The organism is Paraburkholderia bannensis, assembly GCF_014200455.1.
GTDB classification, from domain to species: Bacteria; Pseudomonadota; Gammaproteobacteria; order Burkholderiales; family Burkholderiaceae; genus Paraburkholderia; species Paraburkholderia bannensis_A.
This window is the reverse complement of sequence record NZ_JACHBW010000030.1, coordinates 44,329-61,578: the sequence shown is the minus strand read 5'-3', so window position 1 is coordinate 61,578 and position 17,250 is coordinate 44,329. Positions and strand designations below refer to the sequence as shown.

Annotated in this window: 15 protein-coding genes and 2 pseudogenes; 9 read left to right on the top strand and 8 right to left on the bottom strand. The window is 58.7% G+C overall.

Annotated features, from left to right (window positions below):
* From F4827_RS32225 to F4827_RS32210, 4 genes are all read right to left on the bottom strand, one after another.
* Positions 1 to 266: transposase (locus tag F4827_RS32225; protein ID WP_183732310.1), on the bottom strand; the 266-nt coding region annotated here is incomplete at its 3' end.
* Between the two features lie 348 nt (positions 267 to 614).
* Entirely contained in the window at positions 615 to 983 is a 369-nt protein-coding gene (locus tag F4827_RS32220; protein ID WP_183732314.1) for a hypothetical protein, read from the bottom strand.
* 192 nt (positions 984 to 1,175) lie between these two features.
* Positions 1,176 to 1,853: a hypothetical protein gene (locus tag F4827_RS35680; protein WP_260175518.1), complete on the bottom strand. Its 678-nt coding sequence runs from the start codon at positions 1,851 to 1,853 to the stop codon at positions 1,176 to 1,178.
* Between the two features lie 246 nt (positions 1,854 to 2,099).
* Positions 2,100 to 2,345 (bottom strand): hypothetical protein, encoded by a 246-nt coding sequence (locus tag F4827_RS32210; RefSeq protein WP_183732318.1) that lies wholly within the window; start codon positions 2,343 to 2,345, stop codon positions 2,100 to 2,102.
* Between the two features lie 115 nt (positions 2,346 to 2,460).
* Here F4827_RS32210 and F4827_RS32205 point away from each other — a divergent pair.
* The 5 genes and pseudogenes from F4827_RS32205 to F4827_RS32185 all read left to right on the top strand — a co-directional run.
* Positions 2,461 to 3,116 (top strand): annotated as a pseudogene (locus F4827_RS32205) (ISNCY family transposase); the annotation flags it as partial.
* 470 nt (positions 3,117 to 3,586) lie between these two features.
* Positions 3,587 to 4,505 (top strand): annotated as a pseudogene (locus F4827_RS32200) (IS5 family transposase).
* Between the two features lie 307 nt (positions 4,506 to 4,812).
* A complete protein-coding gene (locus F4827_RS32195; protein ID WP_183732422.1) occupies positions 4,813 to 5,742 on the top strand; it encodes a helix-turn-helix domain-containing protein in 930 nt (309 codons plus the stop codon).
* Between the two features lie 238 nt (positions 5,743 to 5,980).
* Positions 5,981 to 7,816, top strand: coding sequence for a winged helix-turn-helix domain-containing protein (locus tag F4827_RS32190; protein WP_221303900.1), 1,836 nt, complete (start codon positions 5,981 to 5,983; stop codon positions 7,814 to 7,816).
* 41 nt (positions 7,817 to 7,857) lie between these two features.
* Positions 7,858 to 8,817 (top strand): hypothetical protein, encoded by a 960-nt coding sequence (locus tag F4827_RS32185; protein ID WP_183732321.1) that lies wholly within the window; start codon positions 7,858 to 7,860, stop codon positions 8,815 to 8,817.
* Here F4827_RS32185 and F4827_RS32180 read toward each other — a convergent pair.
* The 3 genes from F4827_RS32180 to F4827_RS32170 form a co-directional block, all read right to left on the bottom strand.
* Entirely contained in the window at positions 8,789 to 9,163 is a 375-nt protein-coding gene (locus tag F4827_RS32180; RefSeq protein ID WP_183732324.1) for a response regulator transcription factor, read from the bottom strand. The two genes, F4827_RS32185 and F4827_RS32180, sit on opposite strands and share 29 nt — an antisense overlap.
* A 77-nt stretch (positions 9,164 to 9,240) precedes the next feature.
* The gene (locus tag F4827_RS32175; protein ID WP_183732327.1) at positions 9,241 to 9,867 is read right to left on the bottom strand and encodes a response regulator transcription factor; all 627 of its coding nucleotides are present in this window, start codon (positions 9,865 to 9,867) and stop codon (positions 9,241 to 9,243) included.
* Between the two features lie 93 nt (positions 9,868 to 9,960).
* Positions 9,961 to 11,466, bottom strand: a complete 1,506-nt coding sequence (locus tag F4827_RS32170) for a winged helix-turn-helix domain-containing protein (RefSeq protein ID WP_183732330.1) — start codon at positions 11,464 to 11,466, stop codon at positions 9,961 to 9,963.
* Between the two features lie 398 nt (positions 11,467 to 11,864).
* On the opposite strand from F4827_RS32170, the gene F4827_RS32165 reads away from it, so the two are divergent.
* Positions 11,865 to 12,329 (top strand): hypothetical protein, encoded by a 465-nt coding sequence (locus tag F4827_RS32165; protein ID WP_183732333.1) that lies wholly within the window; start codon positions 11,865 to 11,867, stop codon positions 12,327 to 12,329.
* A 49-nt stretch (positions 12,330 to 12,378) separates the two neighbouring features.
* A complete protein-coding gene (locus F4827_RS32160; RefSeq protein ID WP_183732336.1) occupies positions 12,379 to 12,636 on the top strand; it encodes a hypothetical protein in 258 nt (85 codons plus the stop codon).
* A gap of 48 nt (positions 12,637 to 12,684) precedes the next feature.
* On the opposite strand, the gene F4827_RS32155 is transcribed toward F4827_RS32160, so the two are convergent.
* Positions 12,685 to 13,164: a hypothetical protein gene (locus tag F4827_RS32155; RefSeq protein ID WP_183732339.1), complete on the bottom strand. Its 480-nt coding sequence runs from the start codon at positions 13,162 to 13,164 to the stop codon at positions 12,685 to 12,687.
* A 331-nt stretch (positions 13,165 to 13,495) separates the two neighbouring features.
* On the opposite strand from F4827_RS32155, the gene F4827_RS32150 reads away from it, so the two are divergent.
* Positions 13,496 to 15,847, top strand: coding sequence for an FdhF/YdeP family oxidoreductase (locus F4827_RS32150; RefSeq protein WP_183732427.1), 2,352 nt, complete (start codon positions 13,496 to 13,498; stop codon positions 15,845 to 15,847).
* On the top strand, positions 15,834 to 17,231 hold the full coding sequence (locus tag F4827_RS32145) for a cytochrome ubiquinol oxidase subunit I (protein ID WP_183732342.1): 1,398 nt from the start codon (positions 15,834 to 15,836) through the stop codon (positions 17,229 to 17,231). Before F4827_RS32150 ends, F4827_RS32145 begins: the two co-directional genes overlap by 14 nt.
* Positions 17,232 to 17,250 lie beyond the last annotated feature (19 nt).

Genomic DNA, 17,250 nt, shown 5'->3' with positions numbered 1-17,250 from the left:
GAGCGCAGGTCGTTGACCATCGCCTCGAAACAGCCTGCCTGAATCCAGCGTTGTGTTTGCTGGTAGACCGTCTCCCACGGAGGAAAGTCATTGGGTAGCAGGCGCCAGGGCGCACCCGCGCGGACAATCCAGCGCAAAGCGTTGAACATCTCGCGCAATTCGTAGCGACGCTGAGGCGCGTCTTTGTTCATCAAGGTCAGGTACGGAGCGGCGAAGTACCACTCTTCGTCCGATACGTCCGTTGGGTAGGGTCTGCGTTTTTTCATCCCGCCAGGGTACCAGGTCTGGCCGAAAGTTCATAACACCTTCTAGGGGGATTTGATTTCGGCGCAATTCGCCGGTTAGCCCGCGCTAGACAGGCCACGAGACAAAGGCACGCCAGTCATAAGCGTGCCTACCTGCCTAACCGGAGAATTGCACGGAAATCAAACAGACCCCATAGCCGCATATAAGCGACCTACATCGTTTCGGGAAGACGTAGTGAAATTCACCACGTCTTCCACGCACGCGCGAACAGCCGGAACGATGGCCGTGAGAGGCGAATGATTCCGATGCCATTTCAGTGAGGTTCTAACGCGCTTACACTCCTGTTCAGGTAGGACGGAATTTGGTCGTTACGACCAGCGCGATACGTTTGTCCAGAAGACCACACAGTATTCGATTTCGCCGTCATCGTCGCCGTCGACACGCTCCAGAGGCGGATGCGTTACAACGCCTTTTTGCTGCTCAAACACAAAGCCGAGGCCGCGATACGGCACGTCTTCGATGCGCGCGATTTGTATTCCTCCGGCTGTCAACTTCTCGCTGCTGTAGCGTGCTTTCGCGCGATCTTTCAGGTATTGACGGACTTGTTCCCGATCATTCAGATCCACCTGCGTAGATCGGTCGATATTGCGCAGTTCAGTCTGGCCGACGTGAACGGCCATTTGGACCACCTCGGTTACAGCGGCATCAAGGTTTGCAACTTCAAAGCCAATCGTCATTCAGTTCTCCGGTTTCTAACAAAATTAGTTGTTGCGCCTGTAGCTTCTATATAAGCCGTTGTGCCTCTCTCTGCGTAGTCGCTGCAATCAAAAGGTTTTTACAGGCTCAACGTTGCACATACTTTGACTATTGCGTAGTGCGCGCTCGTTTCAAGTCGACGCATCACGGAGGTCCGTCGCAAAGGGAAAGTGCTACATGACTGTAGCTTCGCACCCTGAAAAGTCGAACTGTTCCCGGCTGCCGGTCGGATTGGCGGTGCCTACTAGCGACTTTAGTTCTTGCGCAAGAGCTAAAGAAGTTCCAACCGGGATCACTTTCATTCCAAGCTCGATCGCCGCATTTACCTGATGAAAGCCTTCGATCCAATGCAGATACTCGCTCCTCGGGGCGACAAGGGGAATCTCAAAAAGCCCGCTTTTCAAATAGCCTTTGTGCATGTGAACCTTTCCGGCGTTGTAGTAATACACGTCGTTAGATTCCATCTCGGCTTTGATCTTGGTCGCGTCAGCCAGGACAATCGCTTGCGGGTCGCCATCCTTAAACTCGCGAGCGACATATCCAATGTTCGGGGAGAACAGGGCGCACTTCACCTTTGGCCTCTGCTCACGCAACGAGATATTCGCGACGTTCGTACGCAGATTTGCCAGTACCTTGGAGCAGAAGTCATCGAACTGAGACTGCTTCATCCGACTGACATGCCGATGCATCATCGACCAGTTGCTGTAGCTGTAGGACTTGGCGAGTTCATTCTGATAGACCGAGAGAATTTGGCCAGGATTGGCCTTCTTCCGGTTCTGCGCTTCACGGCGCAGGAGGTCGAGAAATTTTTCGCGATCGGGCGCGATCAAACGTGAGTAACGAGTAGACACGATTTAACTCCTTCGAGCACGGAATCTTCAGGCATAGCCCGCAGTTCCCGAGTGCTCGGAGAGGTTAAACGTAATGAGAGAAGAGATGCAGAGCTTCGCCTGCGCGGGCCGGCTGGCTTTCTCATGAAGCCGAGGCCTATTGTGTCGTCTGATGTCAGAAACGTCAACCGGATTTGATCCATTTATTGGCCGTGTCTTTAGACCGCAAAGCACAGCGCGCTTTGCATATCTTCGAAAGCGTTGGATTCACTTGGCCGGCACCGTTACCCAGCGTGCCTGCGTTTCGTTGTAGTTCTTGTAGCCATACTCGACTCCAAGCTCATCGAGTGTCGGTTGAATAATGCACCAATGATGGCTGGCAATCTCCCGCCAGAAATAATTTCCTTCAGGCGTCGTCTCAAAAGTGTCGTTGAGATTGTTCGTGTCGATTTGAGACCGCACCTTCTTGTAGGCCGCTGGCGACAATTCGAGCTCAATTTCATTATGTGACATCTGTGAATCTCAATTTTACATAATAACAATTATCGCCGATTTGAATGTTGCGGCTTTTTAGAAATGTCCGGTTCTGTGTAGGTTGAGTGCCGGACATCCACATGGAGCGCCGGCGATGAATGCGACTGGGACGATCACAATGACGATGCGCGAAGTGGATCGATTCAAGGTCATCCAGGCGGTGACCGAGGCGCGGCTCAAGCCAGGCCAGGCGGCTGAGCGGCTGAGCGGCTGGGCCTGAGCGTGCGCCAGATCGAACGGCTGGTGCTGCGCTATCGGGCCGCCGGCGTTGCTGGACTGGTCTCGGGCAAGCGTGGCCGCCCCGGCAATCGCCAGCTTCCTGCCGGCAAGGCGCAGCGCGCGCTGGCGCTGATCCGGGAGCGCTACACGGATTTTGGGCCGACGCTCGCGTGCGAGAAGCTGGGCGAATGTCATGGCATTGAGCTGGCCGTGGAGACGGTACGCACGCTGATGCGGGCTGCGGGTCTGTGGATCCCGCGCCGCGAACGCCCGCCGAAGGTACACCAGCCACGTAACCGCCGTGCGTGTCTGGGCGAGCTGATCCAGATCGACGGCAGCGACCATCGCTGGTTTGAGGACCGGGTGCCGGCCTGCACGCTGCTGGTCTTTATCGACGATGCGACCGGTTGGCTGATGACGCTGTACTTCACGCAGACCGAATCGACCTTCAGCTATTTCGAGGCGCTGTCAAAGTATCTGGGCACGCACGGCAAGCCGGTGGCGTTCTACAGCGACAAGGCCAGCGTCTTTGATCGCCGGGAATTATAACGGCCCATTCGGAACGGCCTGCTAATTTTTATTAATTGTCCTGAGGCGATATTGTCGTGGCCGCTGCCCAAGAGGATCGGAAGCGTGAATGCCAGAGCTGTCTTGCTCATCCCGATATCGCTCGAAGAATTCTTCGCTTCAGGCCATCGCCGCGTCGTGGTTTTGTCCCTCGCGTTAATACGTCGACGCAAAGAGGAAAAATAGTCGCTAAATTCTGATGACGACGCTCAACAGAAACTCAATGGCGCATCGCGATCTTTGTCCCGCAACTCAGCCTCACCCTGCCCCGGACAGCGCTTCGGCCCGACTGACGGGGTTCATCAAAAAACCACGCCGCGAATAGATTGCGTTTGATATTCAAACCTGAACTAAGCAATCTCTGCAAAAGTCCTGGCATTGAGGACCGTGTGGACAATTCTCGGACGCAATGTAGTTAAATTGCGAGAGCCGAGATGACACAGCTTGGGCTGGATCTGTCGACGAAACGCTCGCGCAAGTGGGAATTTTCTCGATGAGATTAGGCGCTTGGTTCCCAGCACGAGACTGATTTCCCTGATCGGGCTGTACTATCCTGCTGGCAAGACGGGACGGCCGGCATTCCCAATTGCAACGATGCTGCAGATTCATTTTATGCAGCAGTGGTTCGGCCTGTCGGACCCCGCAATGGAAGAAGCACTATATGACGTACCATTGTATTCTGACTTCGTGCGGCTGGACGGCGGCATGACCCGCTTGCCAGACGAGAGCACGAATCTGCGCCTTCGTCATTTGCTCGAAACGAGCGATCTGGCCGCCCGGAGTCTGGCGCTAGTCAACTAGATTCAGGCGAGAAAGGCCTGATGTCCATGGCAGGTTCGGTCGTTGACGCCACGCTGATTTCGGCGGCCGATTCGACGAGGAACGACTCCGGAACACGGGACGCGGAATACATCAGCCGAAGAAGTGCAATCAATGGTACTTCGGGATGAAAGCGCATATCGGCGTTGATGCGGAGTCGGGTCTGGTTCACACGGTCATCGGCACAGCGGCCAATTTTCACGACATCAGCGCAGCCAAAGCGTTGCTGCACGGACAGGAATCCAATGTGTATGCCGACGCGAGATATCAGGGCATAGAATAGCGATGTGCGTCCGCTTCGGCACGCTGGCATGTTGCGACGAAACCGGGCAGGCGCAGGCAGTTGGACCTACGGGATCGTCTGGACGCGAGATACGATCGGATTGAACGCCTGCAAGCCGGCATCCGCGCGAAGGTCGAACACCCATTTCGAATCCTCAAGCGGCAGTTTGGTTACATAAAGACCCGATATCGTGGCTTGATGAAAGAAGAAACAGCCAGATCATGACACTGTTTGCTCTGAACAATCTGTGAATGGCGCGAAGAGCTTTGCAGAAAGCCAGAAACATCTGGGAGTTGAATCTCCCGGCAGGAGCAAGCGTCGCCTCGCACGACGCAAAAGTCGGGCGATCAACGTCCCGAAAAATTCTCAACGCTGAAATTCACTGGAAGCAAAAGGCCTGTGTTCCGAGAAACAGGTCATGCACACCTTACCTAAATTTGATATCCTTTTGTAAAGGATTTCCGAGATAATTGCGATACCCCGCTGGCTACACCTGTCTTTGGATTTTGCGATGCGAATGGCAGTCAAATGCAGCACGACGATCAGAGGGGGCGGATCATGTCCAACCTTAATGGAATTTCAACCGGGCCGTCCGCACGAAAGAAAGACTCGCTCGGATGTTTTTCCAACCAGTTGCATAAAGACCTCGAACTCGAGGCAGGCGACTTCACGTTTTATCGCAAGTGCCGCCGTGAGGAAATAACAAGCGAGGTGGTCACGCCTGCTTCCGATCGCGGCTTTCTGATCGGCGTGTCGCTCACCAATGGCCATCGTCGGCGAATAATGCGGGGCGGCCGCTCGGTGATGCACGACTTCGAGAAAGACTCGATCTACGTTCGCAATTTCGAAGAGGACTACCGTGCCGATCTGCACGGACTTTTCGATTTCGTGCTAGTGGAGTTCTCGCAAGCTTTCATCGCAAACATAGCCTACGAGCAGCACGGTACGACATTGAGTGGCTTTTCCACACGACGGTGCGAAAAGGACGTGATTTTCGGCTATCTGGCGCAAGTACTCGCATTCACTCTCGATCGCCAGCACGACGCGAGCCCGCTCTTGATCGAACAACTCGGCGTGACCATCGGTACCCATCTGGTCGAACGATACGGTGGCGCGCCGACTCAATCGGTCAGCCCGCGACGGCGGTTATCGAGTCTTCATGAAGCGCGTGCAAAAGACATGCTGCTCGCAAAAACGCCCGGCAGTAATTCGCTCGACGAGATCGCGAGTTCGTGCAATCTGTCGCGCAGTTATTTCATTCGCGCGTTCCGCGAAACGACGCGTCGCACGCCGCATCAATGGGTGCTCGAACAGCGCATCGAGCGCGCGCGCCATCTGCTGCGCACTTCCGATTCGCCGTTATCGGAAATCGCCGTCGCTTGCGGCTTTGCCGATCAAAGCCACTTCACCCGTACATTCTCACGACTAGTCGGCACGTCGCCCGGCAACTGGCGACGGCAGGGCCGCGGCAACCAAGCTGTACGTTGAAGCCACGGAAAAGAATCGGTTGCATGAACGAAGTTCGAGCAGCGCGCCTGGTATGACCGACTCCCACTCTCAACGCACCTATAGACTTTCCTACAAAACATCGCACTTTCGTGCAAGACGCACTGCCGGGCCTTCGCTATATTCATCATGCGGGCCCGACACGTTCAACACCCCCTTCCATACCGGCTGGCCCGCATCCGCAACTATCCGCTCAATTCCTTACCTCGCAGACGTCATCATGGAATTAGGCAACATTCAGATTGATTTGCAGATGCGCACTTTGCGGCGGGCCGGCGAAGTCGTGCGCCTTAGTTCACGCGCCTTCGATATCCTCGCCGTCATTGTTTCAGCTGACGGTCGCTTGGTAACGAAAGACGAGTTGATGACTGCAGTATGGCCCGATACGATCGTCGAAGAAAACAATATCCAGGTACATCTGTCGGCGCTGCGCAAAGCGCTGGGCGCGGACCGGGACCTGATCCTTACTGTGCCTGGCCGCGGCTATCAACTGGTGCACCGAAAAAAAGCTGATCGGCCTGACGTGGCGAGTGCACACGGCACTGGCGGACGGCACTTGCCGCCGCTCAGACCGGGTCTGCTGGGACGTGACGCTGAAGTGACCATGATCCGCTCCATGCTGATGCAGGCGCACGTCGTCACGCTCGTGGGCGCGGGCGGAATCGGCAAGACGCGCCTCGCGATCGAAGCGGCCCACCGGAGCGCGTCGGAGTTCACGGAGCCGGTCTGCTTTGTCGAACTCGCCGCGTTGACCACGCAAGAAGCCGTGCTGTCGGCCATTGCAGAGAGTTGCGGACTCACCGCGCCCTGCGCGCAGATCGACGTGACGCATCTCGCGACAATGCTCGCAGGCAAACCCAAACTGCTGCTGCTCGATAACGCTGAACATGTAGTTGGCGTGCTCGCGCAAATCGTTGACGCCCTCGTTGTCTGCAACGCCAGACTTCGTGTGCTCGTCACGAGCCGGGAGCCTCTCAGGATCATGGCAGAAAACGTCTTTCGGGTAGATCCGCTCGATGTACCGCCACCCAATTCCGTGGAGGCTGACATTCGGCGGTGCTCATCCGTCAGGCTATTTTTGCAGCGAGCCAATTCTTTACGGGAAACCGTCGGGACCGATGCCTCGGAGATCAGACTCGTCGGCGAGATTTGCAGGCGGCTGGACGGCATCCCGCTTGCGATCGAATTGGCGGCCGCACGCGTCGTCGCGCTCGGCGTTGAAGGCGTATTCCGCCGACTCGACGACCGCATGGCGATTCTGGATGGTGGTTACCGGACCGCACTGCCGCGCCATCAAACCCTACGCGCCACGTTCGACTGGAGCTTTGCGCTGCTCGACCCCGCCACGCAAGCGGTATTTCGACGTCTCGCGCTATTTGGCAACGCGTTTTCTTTCAAATCGATGTGTGCGGCAGTTTGCGACCAGCAGATTACGACAGCCAATGCGATCGGCGCCATTACCGATCTGGTGGCTAAATCACTCGTCAACGTCGAGTTCGAAGGTGCCGCGGCGAGATACCGACTCTCGGAATCGACCCGCGCCTATGCGCTCGAAAGGCTCAAAGCCGAAGGAGAGTTGCGCGAAATCATCACGCGGAATTCGCGTTATCTGTCGCGGTGCCTTCAGACGCATGCCTGGAGCGCAAAGGAATGCGTGGAGACAGGATCGAGTAGTCTGCCGCACTTGCAACAGATACTCGACGACGCCCGTAGCGCCTTCGACTGGGCGTATTGTGCCGAAGGTGATCCGCAGGCTGGGCTCGAACTGGCGCTGGAATTGACTGGCGCGCTGCTCGACGCGGGACTCGTCGACGAATGCCGTACACGCGCCGCGCAAGCTATTACGGCGCTACAGAAACAGCCCCCCGGCACAGTGGACAAAACTAGCGAGCTACGTCTGCGCGCTGCCGTGACTGCGGTCTTGCCCGAACTGATTGAGCCGCTCGCGAAGCAGCCGGAAAACGCTGTCCGCCAGCGATCCACCATGCCGCGCGAAACGCATGCACCGGGGACCGCCGTCACCATAATGCCGGCTCACTTCATGACGAACTTGTGAAGCTCGCTATAAGGTTTCATAGCGGCACAGGCCGAGGCACTATGGCCACGTCCGTTGCAGCGCTCTCCGGCAAATGCATCCTGGTTGTGCTTGATAACGCCGGGCACGTGGTCGACGCTGTTGCGCCGATTGTCGAAACGCTCGTGACAAAAATCGGGCCTCTGTATGTGCTTGTGACGAGCCGCGTATCACTTCGCGTTATGCCGGAAACGATCTACAGGGTCGAGCCACTCGATGTCCCGCCTCCGGGTTCGACAGTTACGGAGATTTTGCGTTGTTCAGCGGTCACGCTTTCTTACAGCGCAGCAAGAGATTTCGAGGAGATCTGGACGCTGTCGGAGAGGACGTGCATCTCGTCGGCGAGATCAACTGGCTGCGGCACGAGTCGCAGCCCTCCGCGTAGCTGGCGTCCATCACTGTTTGCGCGGCCGTTTTGCTTTACTAACGGGAGGTTACCGGACCGCTTTACCGGGCCATCAATCCTGCGCGCCGTATTCGACTGGAGCTTCTCCACGCTGAGTCCGTGCAATCGGTTACTGTTTCGGCGTCTCGCAATGTTCAGAGGCACCTTTACTTTCGATGCAATGTGCGCAGTGGTTTGCGACGAGAGTTACGCCGTAGTGGATGCGATCAACGGCATTACCGATCTGGTGGCGAAGTCGCTCGTCAACTTTGAGCCAGACGGGCCGGCAAGGAAGTATCGACTTTCGCAGACAACGCGCGCCAATGCGTTCGAGAAGTTGAACGCGGAAGGCGAGCACGCGCCGATCGCAGTGCGCCATACGAGCTATCTCGCCTATTTTTCAAGGCCGCGTCCTAACAACGGCACTCCGAGAAAATTGGATCAGGGTGCCGATCCCCAGCAATGGTTTGACAATGCCCTGGCTACAACCGGCGCAATTGCAGCCGCCTGCTGCACCGCACCGAATGCTCCAAAACCGGAAGGATGGCTGGGAGCGGCCGATTGCGTGCTCAGTCCGCCGCGGTCTTGCGTTCAATAGCAAGTTCGATTGAATCAAGCAGCACCTCTTCCGCAAAGGGTTTGCGCAGAAAACTGACCGCACCGTGCTGCATGGCCCGCTGTATTGTGTCGTCGTCGCCATGCGCCGACATGAATACCACAGGAATATTTCTATGTTCCGCGTTCAGTTGACGTTGTACTTCAAGGCCCTGCATGCCTTGCATTCGCATATCGAGCAAAACGCACAGCGCATCGTCAACCATCGAGGAAGCGAGGAAGTCCTCGCCCGATGAAAACGTCACAGTCGTATAACCCACGGACTTAAGGAGATTCCCGACACCACTGCGGACCGAGGCGTCATCGTCGACGATGCAAACAAAACTCATAGCTGCCAATACTCCAATTGCGCCGACGTAGCAACAGAGAAAGATATCCGGAGCGATATCTTACTGCTTCAGGATACTCATCGCGTCCGGCGTATCACTTCCCACATCCTGGCGAGATCGATGAGCGTCTTTGCCTGCATCTTGCTCATCACCCTCCCTTTGTGAACCTTCACCGTCACCTCCTGCGTGCCAAGTTCGTGCGCCATGTGCTTGATCATCCTGCCTTCCACCGCGAGTTCAAACACTTCCATTTCACGCGGAGTGAGCAATGCGGCTCGCTGCAGCACGTCCGCGTTGAACGCACGCTCGGCGAGGTTGGCCTCGTCCTGAGCCAGTGCTCGCCTGACTGCCCCGAGCAGTTCTTCATCGTCGATCGGCTTGGTGAGAAACTCATGCGCCCCCGCCTTGATCGCCCGCACCGACATCGGAATCGACCCATGGCCGGTCAGAAATATGATGGGCACCTGCACGCCCTTCTGCGCGAGCTGGCTTTGCACGTCGAAGCCACTGGCGGATTTCAGGTTCATATCCAGCACGACGGACATTGGCACGCTCGGCCATTCTTGCGACAACACCTCGGTGGCCGACGCAAACCCTCTCGCGTTGATGCCCGCCGAACGCAACAGGCGCACGAGCGCATCACGCACCATTTCTTCGTCGTCAATCACGTATACCATCGGTTCGAGTTCCGAAGGAACAGGCATTCCAGATTCCACTAAAAATGCGATTCGAGTGCCGTCATGGTACACGAGCCCCAATGCCGGAAGTGCCCTTCCAGACTGCGTTCAAACCCGCTCTCATCGCCCCGCGACGGCCTCTATCAAAGGCTCGACGCCAAGCGCTGCAACCCCGAAAACCCGCCCATACGGCTGCTCATAATCCGGTGCCAGACAGGTCGCTTGTCGCGCCAGCACCTCGTCCGCCTCGTCCGATTCGTACAACTTGCGCAACGCATATTCGCGCGCTGTTTCCAGCAAAAAGTATTCCTTGGTTTTGCTGTCGAAGGTCGTCATGAGGAAACACTTAGAGGCGAGGCCTACAATCGCTTCCGTCACTTCGTTACGCGACAGCTTTCCGCAGGCGGCAACGGCACACGCGGCCTCCAGTGAAAATCTCACCGCGAAAACGCCGAGCCGCTGCAGCACCACACGCTCCGTCACGCTGAGAAGCTGATAGCTCCAGTCTAGCGCAGCCTCCAGGCTCTGCTGCCGCGCAGGCGCGGTCCGGCGACCGCCCGTCAGGCACTGGAAGCGGTCGTCGAGTTCGGAGACCAGCTTGCGAATACCAAAGACAGCCGCCCGCGCCGCCGCCAGTTCGAGGGCTAGCGGCACGCCGTCGAGCCGGCGGCAGATCGTCGCAACCATCTCGAGACTGCCGCGGTCGTGCTCGACCACTGTGTTGAGCGCGTTCATCTGCGCCAGGAACATCCTGACCGAACTGCAGGCGAGAATCTCCTGTGCGCTCGCGTGGACCTCGGGCGTCTCGAGCGGCGCGACCCAGTAGAACTTTTCATCCCGCGTGCGCAGCGGTTCACGGCTCGTCGCCAGAATGCGGAGATCTGCGCTCGCCTGAACGAGCGTTTCGCAAACGGTTGCCGCCGACTCGATCACGTGCTCACAATTGTCCAGCAAGACCAGCAGCTTGCGACCCCGTATCGCGGCAACCAGCGATTGAAGCGGGATGTCGCCATCCGCGCGCCCTACCCCTAGCGCTGCGGCGACGGTGCCGACCACGCTCTGCGCGTTGTCCACCGAGGCCAGCGTGATAAAGCACACGTCCATGCCCGCCGCAGCCGCGATAGAGCGAGCCACCGCAATGCCGAGTTGCGTCTTGCCGATGCCGCCCGGGCCGAGCAGCGTGACGATCGGCGCGCCCTTCAGCGCGCGGGTGATGTCGGCAATTGCCTCATCGCGCCCGATCAACGGTGCGTGGCAGACCGGCAAGCCGTTCAGACTTGCGGCGACCGTCTGTTCGGCCGGAGCAGTTGCGCACGAGCCCACCGGCTCATGCGTCACGACTGGAATTGTCAATCGGTAGCCTCGCCCGGAAATGGTGCGAATCACCTGGCTGTCGGCACCAAAAATCTTCCTGACCGCCGATAGCTGCACGTGGATATTGTTTTCCTCCACCACCGACTTAGGCCACACATGCCGAAGGATCTCGTCTTTCGTGACCGTTTGTCCCTCTGCCCGGATCAGCAGTTCGAGGATATCGAAGGCGCGGGATCCGACCTGAAGCAGCCGGTCCTCCACATACACCTCACGCTGTTCCAGCGACACTGTTACTCGACCGATCTTTATCATGCTGCACTCGCGCCTGGTTAATTAGCGGGACGGCCACATCGTGAGACTTAATCTATTGCATCGACGCGGAGGGTGCGGGCTTCGCGTCGTTGAAGGCATATTAGTTGGGAAAGTCATCCGAAACTATTATCCATAGGGATACGATGGCCACCCTCAAGGCGCCCCCGATAGCGACCATGGCGGGCCGAACCCACGCCAGGGCGGCCTTCGCTGCGTTCAGCCGCCATCGCGGCATCACACCAATGTATAACGCTCTCATGCGTCGGGCTGAATCGCCCGCCAGGCATGACTTTCCCCCTTGAACTGCGGGTTTGCGCCGAGGCTGCTTCCTGCGTGCGAATCGACAAGCCACCGTGCTGCCGTGAAAGATCGTGCCAGGACTCGACACGATACTGGGCATGGAAACCCGTCACCTACCGATTAACTTGCGCAGCCCATTGCGGTCGGCGCCAGGAGAACACATCATGCGGGCCAAAAAAGTAATCTGGCTTCCACCCGCCTGCGGCTCTGTGGCCGCCGCTGTCTGCGTCGCAATCGCCGTGTGGGGTGCGTCGCGGCCGCCGCCCACTCTTGGCTTCGTGCAGGCGCTCAACCGAGTGGACCGCGACACCCAGTTGCCACTCGAACGGTTTGCGATTGAGGCAGGCAATGCGGCTGTTGCGTCGCCTCAGTCGCAGCCTGGATCTCACCGTCAATCTCAGCAGGCAACGCAATCTTCGTGGCCGCTTCAATGCGTCGGAACCTCTGCGCACAAGGGGCCGGGACAGGCACAGATCGGCTTCGTCAGGCTGGGCATGCCGCATCGGGATAGGGGCACGTTCGGCTACTACAGGAAGATTCAAGACTGGAAGAACTGGACGTGAACCGTCTCTCAACTTCAACCGCCCACACGTCAGTCACCGGAGGTATTCCATGATCAACGAATCGCAGGGACAGGCAATGCTGAAACGGGCCGCGCCGACGGTAGCCATCGCGGACCCGAAGGTCTGGCGCTGGTATGCGGATTTGATGCACGATCGGCGTCTCGTCTGTGCGCACGACGGGATACGCTGGGTGGTCGAAGTTGACGGAAGACGTCTTGGCGAAGAACGCGCGTTCGAAGCCGCGGTTCACCGCGCCTATGCGATGACGCGCGCGCTGATGGCATTAGACAGGGCACGAGCGGCCTGAGCCGCTCGTCGAAGGAGAAACAGCAGCGCTGCCGCAGCGGCTTGCCAATCAGTCCTCGTCCGGGTAGATACCTGCTGACATGAGGCATACGAACGCTGTCGCTTTCAACACGCATTCCGTTGAAGACAGCACGAACCCCAGCGGAAACACCCGATATTCCGCGGGGAGTCCGAACGCCACCGCCATCAGACCGATCGTGCACAGAAAAGCGTAGGCGATGCGCGCCACGCGACTACCTGCGAGAACAAAGCCCACCAGAGCGACCCATAGCAGCTTCGCCGTAACACAGGCCACCGCCTCGCGCGTGGAGGGGCTGACCCACATTTCAAACGGCAACTCGAAGACTGACCAGATCGCGGTCGCGATGACGACGCGGCGCGTCCACCGTCCCAACGCAGGCGTGTCGGCAGGTTCGGCGGGCGCTGGGGCGTGGATACGCCAGTCGGTTGCGTCGGCCCGCTCGGTGCCCGGCACAAACCCGAGATCGCTGCCATTGAAGTCGCGGTGTGAATCGTCCAGGTATCGCATGGTGGTACTCCAGTGAGCCTCAGGTGTTGGCGTGCTATGGATCGCGAGGAACCCGGCGGCGCCGCGCCAACTTCACGTGATCTCGCCGGGCGAAGCCATTATTTGCCGGCATGAACCACCGAACTTCTGAAATCGCCTGCGACGTTTCGAAAATGCACGGCGTGAGGCGATGTATCTCCCGTGGACCGTCGATGTACCGTCGCCATGTCAATGAAGCGCGTCGAATCCGGCGTGCGAATCTGAAATGGAAGGGCATTTGAACAAGAGCCTTTCTCTACGACGCCCGATGCTTCCACCTCATGTTCCTCAACGAAACACTAGGGAAAGAGCTATGCCCAAACGAAAGTCCATACGCATCTACAGCGACCCCGCCGGCGGCTGGGGTGCGCTGAAGGCGACCGGCGAGGCGCTCGCGCTGCAGGGCGTAGCCGTCTCCGGCGCCAAAACGCTTCTTCGCATGAACCAGCCGGAAGGTTTCGACTGTCCGGGTTGCGCGTGGCCGGATGCGAAGCACACGTCGTCATTCGAATTCTGTGAGAACGGGGCCAAGGCCGTGGCGTGGGAAGCCACCGCCTTTCGCTGTACGCCAGACTTCTTCGACGCGCACAGCGTCTCGGAGTTGACGGCCTGGGACGACTACGACCTCGAAATGGCCGGCCGTCTGACCCACCCGATGGCCTACGACGAAGCCTCCGACCGCTATCGGGCGATTGAATGGGAAGACGCCTTCGCGCTGATCGCGAAGCACCTGAACGGTCTCGACAGCCCCGATCAGGCGGACTTCTATACCTCGGGACGGGCGTCGAACGAAGCCGCGTTTCTCTACCAGATATTCGTGCGCGAGTTCGGCACGAACAACTTTCCCGACTGCTCGAACATGTGTCACGAGGCGACCAGCGTCGGCCTGCCCGAGTCGATCGGCGTCGGCAAAGGCACCGTGCTGCTTGATGACTTCGAAGAAGCCGACGCGATTTTCATCTTCGGCCAGAATCCCGGCACCAACAGCCCGCGCATGATGAGCGATCTGCATAGCGCCTCGCGGCGCGGCGCGAAGATCGTGTCGTTCAATCCGTTTCGCGAACGAGCGCTGGAACGCTTCGCCTCGCCGCAAAATCCGATGGAAATGGCCACGCTCGGCTTCACGCAGATCAGCTCGTTTCTCTATCAGGTTCGAGTGGGCGGGGATGTCGCCGTGCTCAAGGGCATGATGAAAGCTGTCATCGAAGCCGACGATGCAGCGCTCGCCGACGACGCGCCGCGTGTGCTCGATATCGATTTCATCGAGAGCCATACGCACGGCATCGACGATCTGCTCGCCGACCTGCGCGCGACCAGCTGGGACGCGATCCTGCAGCAAAGCGGCCTGTCGAGCGCCGATATTCACAACGCCGCCGACATCTACATGAAGGCCAGGAACGTGATCCTCGTGTACGGCATGGGACTCACGCAGCATCATCGTGGCACCGAGAATGTTCAGCAAGTCGCCAATCTGGCGCTGCTGCGCGGCAATATCGGCCGCCCGGGCGCCGGCGTGTGCCCTGTGCGCGGACATTCGAACGTGCAGGGCAACCGCACCGTTGGCATCACGGAGAAGCCCTCGGCGGCCTTGATCGACGGGATCGAACGAGCCTTCGGCTTCCAGGCGCCCGCGGCACACGGCCATGACGTGATCGCCACGATCGAATCGATGATGCGAGGCGAAGCTAAAGTCTTCATGGCGCTCGGCGGTAATTTCGCGGCCGCCGTACCAGACTGGATTCGGGTGCAGGCAGCGATTCGCAAGCTCGACCTGACCGTTCACATCGCCACCAAACTGAATCGCAGTCACCTGGTACACGGCAAGGAGGCGTTGATTCTGCCGTGCCTCGGGCGAACCGAGATCGACATTCAGGCCGACGGTCCACAGTCGATTACGGTCGAAGATTCGATGTCGATGGTGCATGCCTCCAGCGGCCGCAACGAACCTGCATCGCCGCATCTCAAGAGCGAACCGGCGATCGTTGCCGGCATTGCGCGCGCGACGCTGGGACCCCACTCACACGTCGACTGGGAGCATCTCGTTGCGAGCTATGACCGCATTCGCGACAAGATCGAAATCGTCTATCCGATCTTTCAGGCGTACAACGAGCGCATTCGTGTGCCGGGTGGCTTCCATCTCGCCTCGAGCGCTCGCGAACGCGTCTGGGCCACTCCGACCGGCCGCGCAAATTTCCTCGTCTTCAAAGGACTCGACGAAGACCCGGTTCAAAGCGATCACGATGCGCTGTGGCTCACCACCATGCGCAGCCACGACCAGTACAACACGACCCTGTACTCGCATTCGGACCGTTATCGTGGCGTGTTTGGCCAGCGCGACGTCATCTTCATGAACCCGCGTGAATTGAAGAAGCGCGATTTGCATCCGGGCGAACGGGTCGATGTGTTCGCGGTGTCCACCGACGGGATCGAGCGCGTGATCCGCAGTTTCAAGGTGGTCGAATATTCGCTGCCCGACGGGTGCTGCGGCGCCTATTACCCGGAAGCGAATCCACTCGTGGCGCTCTACGCGTTTGATCCGAAAAGCCGTACCCCTTCCTACAAATCCGTGCCAGTGAAGATCGCGCGCGCCGCGGCGGTCGGCCCCGATTCCACTCATCAGGCCGCCATCATCGGCGCCACGGGAGCTCATCATGCATCTCAGTGATGTACTCGACCTGTCACGCGCGCAGTTCGCGATGACGGCTATTTTTCACATCCTGTGGCCGATTCTGACAATCAGTCTCTCGGCATTCCTGGTCCTGATCGAAGTCTTGTGGCTGCGCACCGGCAACGTTGGTTATTACCGGCACGCGCGCTTCTGGAGCAAGCTACTGGTGCTGAACTTCGCGGTGGGCGTGGTCAGCGGTATCCCGATGGAATTTCAGTTCGGCACTAACTGGGCAGACTTCTCGCGTTACAGCGGACAGTTCTTCGGCAATATTCTCGGCTTTGAAGGCGCGATGGCCTTCATGCTCGAGGCAGGTTTCATCGGCGTAATGCTGCTCGGCTGGGGGCGCGTGCCGCGCGGCGTGCATCTGTTCGCCACCTCGATGGTCGCGCTCGGCTCCAGCATCTCAGCATTTTGGATCATGGTCGCCAATTCGTGGATGCAGACACCGGCTGGCGTGACGGTCGAGAACGGCAAGATCATCGTGACCGAATATGCCGCCGCGATCTTCAATCCGGATATGGTCTGGGGTGTGACGCACATGTGGGTCGGGGCGATCGAAACAGGCATGTTTGTGATCGCCGGCATTTCCGCGTGGAATCTGTTCAAACGGCGCAACCCTGAGTTCTTTGAACGTTCGTTCAAGATCGCTTTGCTGGTGCTCGTGTTCGTAGCGCCGATCCAGATCTGGCTTGGCGATTCGAGCGGCGGCAGCGTGTTCGCGACGCAGCCGGCCAAAGGCGCCGCAATCGAAGGACACTGGACCACCAACAAGGCGGGCACCGCCGCTTCATGGTCGCTGCTGGCGTGGCCGAACCAAAAGGAACAGCGCAACGACTGGTCGCTCGAAGTGCCAGGCATGCTGAGCATTCTCGCCACTCACACGCTGGACGGCGAGGTCAAAGGTCTCCACGACTTCGCGCCGGCCGACCAGCCGCCGATGCTTCCCCTGCTCTACTACGCGTTCCGCGTGATGGCCGGAATCGGCTTTGCGTTGATGGCGCTGGCGTTCTGGACCGCCTACGTGTTGCGCAAAACGCGTGGCAATCTCGAACGACTTCTCGAGCAGCGCAAACTGCTGCTCGCCTGGGTGCTGTGGATTCCACTGCCCTATGTCGCAGTGGAAGCCGGCTGGATCGTGCGGGAAGTAGGACGCCAACCCTGGGTTGTCTACGGCTTGCTGCGCACGAAGGACGCGGTGTCGACCGTGGCGGCTTCATCGGTCAGTTTGAGCATGGCTATGTTCTTTGCTTTCTATGCCGTGCTGCTCGCTACGTTCTTCGTGCTCGCGCGTAACTGGTTGCGCACCGGTCCCGACCTCAAGCTGAATCCGCCCGCGGCCGTCAAAGCGGAGGCAGCCGCTACCGTCACCGAGTACTAAATCATTCCCGTTGCGAGGA

Excerpts from the sequence above, each read along its gene's own strand:
- F4827_RS32220 (WP_183732314.1), bottom strand. The coding sequence starts at position 983 with ATGACGATTGGCTTTGAAGTTGCAAACCTTGATGCCGCTGTAACCGAG.
- F4827_RS32210 (WP_183732318.1), bottom strand. The coding sequence starts at position 2,345 with ATGTCACATAATGAAATTGAGCTCGAATTGTCGCCAGCGGCCTACAAG.
- F4827_RS32195 (WP_183732422.1), top strand. The coding sequence starts at position 4,813 with ATGTCCAACCTTAATGGAATTTCAACCGGGCCGTCCGCACGAAAGAAA.
- F4827_RS32190 (WP_221303900.1), top strand. The coding sequence starts at position 5,981 with ATGGAATTAGGCAACATTCAGATTGATTTGCAGATGCGCACTTTGCGG.
- F4827_RS32185 (WP_183732321.1), top strand. The coding sequence starts at position 7,858 with ATGGCCACGTCCGTTGCAGCGCTCTCCGGCAAATGCATCCTGGTTGTG.
- F4827_RS32180 (WP_183732324.1), bottom strand. The coding sequence starts at position 9,163 with ATGAGTTTTGTTTGCATCGTCGACGATGACGCCTCGGTCCGCAGTGGT.
- F4827_RS32175 (WP_183732327.1), bottom strand. The coding sequence starts at position 9,867 with ATGCCTGTTCCTTCGGAACTCGAACCGATGGTATACGTGATTGACGAC.
- F4827_RS32170 (WP_183732330.1), bottom strand. The coding sequence starts at position 11,466 with ATGATAAAGATCGGTCGAGTAACAGTGTCGCTGGAACAGCGTGAGGTG.
- F4827_RS32165 (WP_183732333.1), top strand. The coding sequence starts at position 11,865 with ATGGAAACCCGTCACCTACCGATTAACTTGCGCAGCCCATTGCGGTCG.
- F4827_RS32160 (WP_183732336.1), top strand. The coding sequence starts at position 12,379 with ATGATCAACGAATCGCAGGGACAGGCAATGCTGAAACGGGCCGCGCCG.
- F4827_RS32155 (WP_183732339.1), bottom strand. The coding sequence starts at position 13,164 with ATGCGATACCTGGACGATTCACACCGCGACTTCAATGGCAGCGATCTC.
- F4827_RS32150 (WP_183732427.1), top strand. The coding sequence starts at position 13,496 with ATGCCCAAACGAAAGTCCATACGCATCTACAGCGACCCCGCCGGCGGC.
- F4827_RS32145 (WP_183732342.1), top strand. The coding sequence starts at position 15,834 with ATGCATCTCAGTGATGTACTCGACCTGTCACGCGCGCAGTTCGCGATG.